5 protein-coding genes are annotated in these 3,662 nt (G+C 64.3%); 1 reads left to right on the forward strand and 4 read right to left on the reverse strand.

Features of this window, described 5'->3' with window-relative positions:
- Positions 1–92, forward strand: a 92-nt coding sequence (locus G3N93_RS36370) for a helix-turn-helix domain-containing protein (RefSeq protein WP_277396599.1), incomplete at its 5' end; no start/stop codon positions are given.
- Positions 93–103: 11 nt separating this feature from the next.
- Here G3N93_RS36370 and G3N93_RS36375 read toward each other — a convergent pair.
- The 4 genes from G3N93_RS36375 to dksA form a co-directional block, all read right to left on the reverse strand.
- Positions 104–466: a hypothetical protein gene (locus G3N93_RS36375; RefSeq protein WP_206135178.1), complete on the reverse strand. Its 363-nt coding sequence runs from the start codon at positions 464–466 to the stop codon at positions 104–106.
- Positions 467–644: 178 nt separating this feature from the next.
- Positions 645–1,988, reverse strand: a complete 1,344-nt coding sequence (gene hslU / locus G3N93_RS36380; RefSeq protein WP_174937441.1) for an ATP-dependent protease ATPase subunit HslU — start codon at positions 1,986–1,988, stop codon at positions 645–647.
- A gap of 10 nt (positions 1,989–1,998) precedes the next feature.
- Entirely contained in the window at positions 1,999–2,535 is a 537-nt protein-coding gene (hslV, locus tag G3N93_RS36385) for an ATP-dependent protease subunit HslV (RefSeq protein WP_006760749.1), read from the reverse strand.
- Positions 2,536–2,773: 238 nt separating this feature from the next.
- A complete protein-coding gene (gene dksA, locus G3N93_RS36390; RefSeq protein ID WP_006477498.1) occupies positions 2,774–3,190 on the reverse strand; it encodes an RNA polymerase-binding protein DksA in 417 nt (138 codons plus the stop codon).
- Positions 3,191–3,662 lie beyond the last annotated feature (472 nt).

Here is a 3,662-nt window from a genome sequence, read left to right on the forward strand (position 1 = left end):
ACAACAACAATATTTCGGCGACCGCGCGTGCGTTGAACATGCATCGCCGCACGCTGCAGCGCAAGCTCGCGAAGAAGCCGGTGCGGCAGTAAGCGGGGGCGCGTCAGCCGGGCGAGCTTGACGCTTGCGGCAAGCAGGCGACGATCTCGCGTTTCAGCAGGAGCGCGATGAGCGCCGAGTAGACTACGTTCGCGAGAAACGGCGCGAATCCGCCGATCACGATCGGAATGGCCATCGGCCACGGCGTTGCCGATACGTCACTCGCAATGGAGCGGATGCCGATGCTGAGCGCCACGCTGGCGAGTGCGATGCCTGCCAGCGTGCCCAGCCACGCGAGTGCGAACGCGACGTTGTAGCGCCGCAGCGAATCCCGCCTGATCCGGCGCAGGAGCGAAAGGATGTCGGCGCGCGTGAGCGCGAGCAAGGCCGGCACGAATCGGCCGGCGATGGACGGGTAGATGGTCATTCGAAAGCGGTGACGACTGCGTCGGTACGTAGCCAGGGGAGTCCGGATTATAGGGACGCACCAGAATGCGTGCCATCAGCCGCGTTCCAGGGGCCGGCACGTGCGCCGCATCGCGTGGCCATGAAAAAACGGGCGACCCCGGAAGGGGCCGCCCGTTTTTCGTCCGACGCCGCGCGCGTTACAGCACGTAGCGCGACAGGTCTTCGTTCTGCGACACTTCGCCGAGTGCGCGGTTGACATACTCCGCGTCGATCGTCACGCGCTCGCCCGCATGGTTGCCGGCCGAGAACGACACTTCCTCGAGCAGTTTCTCGATCACCGTGTACAGCCGGCGCGCACCGATGTTCTCGGTCTTCTCGTTGACCGCATAGGCAATCTCCGCGAGACGGCGGATACCGTCGTCGGCGAATTCGAGCTGCACGTCTTCGGTCGCGAGCAGCGCCTGGTACTGCTTGACGAGGCTTGCGTCGGTCGCGACGAGGATCGCTTCGAAGTCGTTCACCGACAGCGAGTCGAGCTCGACGCGGATCGGGAAGCGGCCCTGCAGTTCCGGAATCAGGTCGCTCGGCTTCGCGAGGTGGAACGCGCCGCTCGCGATGAACAGGATGTGGTCGGTCTTCACCATCCCGTACTTGGTGTTGACCGTCGTGCCTTCGACGAGCGGCAGCAGGTCGCGCTGCACGCCCTGGCGCGACACTTCGCCGCCGCTGCCTTCGTTGTTGCGCGACGTGATCTTGTCGATCTCGTCGAGGAACACGATGCCGTTCTGCTCGACGTTCTGCACGGCTTTCGTCTTCACTTCCTCGTCGTTGAGCATCTTCGCCGCTTCCTCGTCGGTCAGCAGCTTCAGCGCTTCCTTGATCTTCACCTTGCGGCGCTGCTTCTTGCCGCTGCCGAGGTTCGAGAACATCGAGCGGATCTGCTCGGTCATCTCTTCCATGCCCGGCGGCGCCATGATGTCCATGCCGGCCGACGGCTGCTCGAGGTCGAGCTCGACTTCCTTGTCGTCGAGCTGGCCTTCGCGCAGGCGCTTGCGGAACGTCTGGCGCGTCGCGTTGTTGTCGTCGTTCGCGTGCTCGGCATTGCCGCCGAAGCCCACCGCGCGCGGTTGCGGCAGCAGGATGTCGAGGATGCGGTCTTCCGCCTGGTCGGTCGCCTTGCTGCGCACCTTGCGCATCTCGGTTTCACGCGTCTGCTTGACCGAGATCTCGATCAGGTCGCGCACGATGCTGTCGACGTCGCGGCCGACGTAGCCGACTTCGGTGAACTTGGTCGCTTCGATCTTGATGAACGGCGCATCGGCGAGCTTCGCGAGGCGGCGTGCGATTTCGGTCTTGCCGACACCCGTCGGCCCGATCATCAGGATGTTCTTCGGCGTGATTTCCTGGCGCAGCGGGTCGGCGACCTGCTGGCGGCGCCAGCGGTTGCGCAGCGCAACCGCGACGGCTTTCTTCGCCTTCGCCTGGCCGATGATGTGCTTGTCGAGTTCCGAGACGATCTCGGCAGGGGTCATGGTGCTCATGGTGCGGTCCTTACTCGATCGTTTCGATGATGCGGTTGTGGTTCGTATAGATGCACATGTCACCGGCGATCTCGAGCGACTTCTCGACGATCTCGCGCGGCGACAGCTCGGTGTTCTCCGCGAGCGCGCGGGCCGCGGCCTGCGCATACGCACCGCCCGAGCCGATCGCGCAGATTCCGCCTTCGGGATCGAGTACGTCGCCGTTGCCGGTGATTACGAGCGTGGTGGTGGCATCGGCCGTGATCAGCATCGCCTCGAGGCGGCGCAGCATCCGGTCGGTGCGCCAGTCCTTCGCGAGCTCGACGGCCGCGCGGGTCAGGTTGCCCTGGTGCTTCTCGAGCTTCGCCTCGAAGCGGTCGAGCAGCGAGAACGCATCGGCGGTGCCGCCCGCGAATCCGACCAGTACCTGGTTGTTGTAGATCCGCCGCACTTTCCGCGCGCCACCCTTCATGACGATGTTGCCGAGGGTTACCTGGCCGTCGCCGCCGAGCGCGACCTTGTCGCCGCGTCGGACCGAAACGATGGTCGTGCCGTGAAATTGCTCCATCTGCGTTCCTTGAGAAAAACGGGGAAGAGTCGGGGGGGCGCGAGGCGCCGCCGCGTAACTCGCAGTGCGCCGGGAAGCGGCCCGGCGCGCGTCCGTTTCATTTTAGGGCGGGCGCCGGGATATCAAGAGGAGGGAGGCAAATCGGCGGCCGGCCGGGAACCGGTGCCGGAAAAACAAAAAGCGCGCGGCAGGCCGCGCGCTTTCGGGAAGCAGCGTGTCTGAGCGGAATGCCGCTCGATCAGTCGCCGAACAGCTTCTGGCGCAGCTCGCGGCGCTCTTGCGCTTCGAGCGACAGCGTGGCGGTCGGACGCGCGAGCAGGCGCGGAATGCCGATCGGCTCGCCGGTTTCCTCGCACCAGCCGTAATCGCCGGAATCGATGCGGGCGAGCGACTGCTGAACCTTCTTGAGGAGCTTGCGTTCGCGATCGCGCGTACGCAGTTCGAGCGCGTGCTCTTCCTCGATCGTCGCGCGATCGGCGGGATCGGGCACGATCACCGTCTCGCGCAGGTTCTCGGTCGTCTGGCCTGCATTCTTGAGGATGTCCGCCTGCAACTGTTCGAGCCGATTTTTGAAGAAGGCGAGCTGATCCTCATTCATGTAATCCTTGTCGCTCATCTTCAGGATTTCGGCTTCGGTCAAGAGTTTCTTCGTCATCTGCTTGCTTCTTCAATGTGCGGCAAATCAAGAGATATTGCCTGCACTTTGGGATTACCCGCAACCGCGCTTGCAATCATTTGCGATTTGCCGCCGCGGGGCCGAAAGCCTCTGGAAAACCGGTTCTCAAATACCAGGATAGGCCTGGCGCGGAGTTGCGCGCGCTGCGAACCGGTGTGCTGCGCGGCACATCGCATCGGCCGCGGCCGGGAGGCGGATTGGCGATCCGGCGCGGTTGCGATGCCCGGAAAACTGGTTCAGCAAGAACCGGGCCTGTTTGTTGCCGTACTCCAGCGGGCACGTATTGTAACTGAATCGCAAGCGGGCGCCGTATCGGGTCGATCCCCGTCGGCTGCGCCAATATCTAGAAAATATAACGCGCAAATCGCGAAAAAGCGATGACGGCGAAACCCTGCCCAAAAAGGGCGCTCCGCGGCCGCCGCAGCCGCCTGCGAGGCGGCCGCGCGGCGGC

Source organism: Burkholderia sp. Se-20378, from assembly GCF_017104665.1.
In the GTDB taxonomy this organism is placed as follows: Bacteria; Pseudomonadota; Gammaproteobacteria; order Burkholderiales; family Burkholderiaceae; genus Burkholderia; species Burkholderia lata.

Bases quoted from the DNA above. Each gene is read 5' to 3' on its own strand.
- dksA (WP_006477498.1), bottom strand. From the start codon at position 3,190: ATGACGAAGAAACTCTTGACCGAAGCCGAAATCCTGAAGATGAGCGAC.
- hslV (WP_006760749.1), bottom strand. From the start codon at position 2,535: ATGGAGCAATTTCACGGCACGACCATCGTTTCGGTCCGACGCGGCGAC.
- G3N93_RS36375 (WP_206135178.1), bottom strand. From the start codon at position 466: ATGACCATCTACCCGTCCATCGCCGGCCGATTCGTGCCGGCCTTGCTC.
- hslU (WP_174937441.1), bottom strand. From the start codon at position 1,988: ATGAGCACCATGACCCCTGCCGAGATCGTCTCGGAACTCGACAAGCAC.